The organism is Micrococcus sp. HSID17227, from assembly GCF_003989405.1.
Classification (GTDB): domain Bacteria; phylum Actinomycetota; class Actinomycetes; order Actinomycetales; family Micrococcaceae; genus Micrococcus; species Micrococcus luteus.
On sequence record NZ_RBLN01000405.1, the window covers coordinates 1 to 1,183 of the forward strand.

Below are 1,183 nucleotides of genomic sequence, written 5' to 3' on the forward strand. Positions count from 1 at the left end.
TGTCCTGGTGCTGCCCGCCTACGGGCAGCCCGGCAAGCTCCCGTTCTGGCGGGGCGACGCCGCGGGCCGGCCGGCGGAGCTGGGCGACGCCGTCGGGCGCTTCCGCCGCGAGCTGGACGCGGACCCCGAGGCCGGCCGCACCCGCCTGGCCGCCGCGGGCCTGGACCCGTGGGCGCAGGACAACCTGCTGGCCTACCTGAAGGACCAGCGCGAGGCCACCGGGGTGCTGCCCACCGAGCAGACGCTCGTGGTGGAGCGGTTCACGGACGAGCTCGGCGACTGGCGCGTGGTGCTGCACTCCCCCTACGGCATGGCGGTGCACGCCCCGTGGGCGCTCGCGGTGGGGGCGCGGCTGGCGCAGCGGTACGGGCTGGAGACCGGCTCGGGCGCGGCGATGGCGGCCGACGACGGGATCGTGCTGCGCATCCCGCTGATGGACGCGGAGCCGCCGGGCGCGGAACTGTTCGAGTTCACGGCCGAGGAGCTGGACGAGATCGTCACGGCGGAAGTCGGCGGGTCCGCGCTGTTCGCGGCCCGGTTCCGGGAGAACGCGGCCCGGTCCCTGCTGCTGCCGCGCCGTGACCCCGGGCGACGGACCCCCCTGTGGCAGCAGCGGCAGCGGTCCGCGCAGCTGCTGGACGTGGCACGGAAGCACCCGCGGTTCCCCGTGATCCTGGAGACCGTGCGCGAGGTGCTCCAGGACGTCTACGACCTCCCGGCGCTCAAGGAGCTCGCGGGGCGGGTGTCCTCACGGGCCGTCCGGCTCGTGGAGGTCACGACGAGGGCGCCCTCGCCGTTCAGCCAGTCCATCCTGTTCGGCTACATCGCCCAGTTCATCTACGAGGGCGACTCCCCGCTGGCCGAGCGCCGCGCCGCCGCGCTCTCCCTCGACCCGGCGCTGCTGTCCGAGCTGCTGGGCACGGAGGAGCTGCGCGAGCTGCTGGACGCCGGGGTCATCGCCGAGGTCGAGGCCCAGCTGCAGCGGCTCGCACCCGACCGGCGCGCCCGCGGGGCCGAGGGCGTGGCGGACCTGCTGCGCCTGCTGGGGCCGCTGTCCGTGGCCGAGGCCGCGCGGCGCACACGGGCCGAAGGGGCGACGGAGTCGGCCGCGGAAGAGGCCGCCGTCGCCGGGATGATGGCGGAGCTCGAGCGCCCCGGCCGCGCGCTCCTCCTGCGCCACGCC

1 pseudogene is annotated in these 1,183 nt (G+C 76.3%); it reads left to right on the forward strand.

Going from position 1 to position 1,183, the window contains the following annotated elements:
* Positions 1-1,183, forward strand: a pseudogene (locus D8M29_RS12250) (ATP-dependent helicase); the annotation flags it as partial.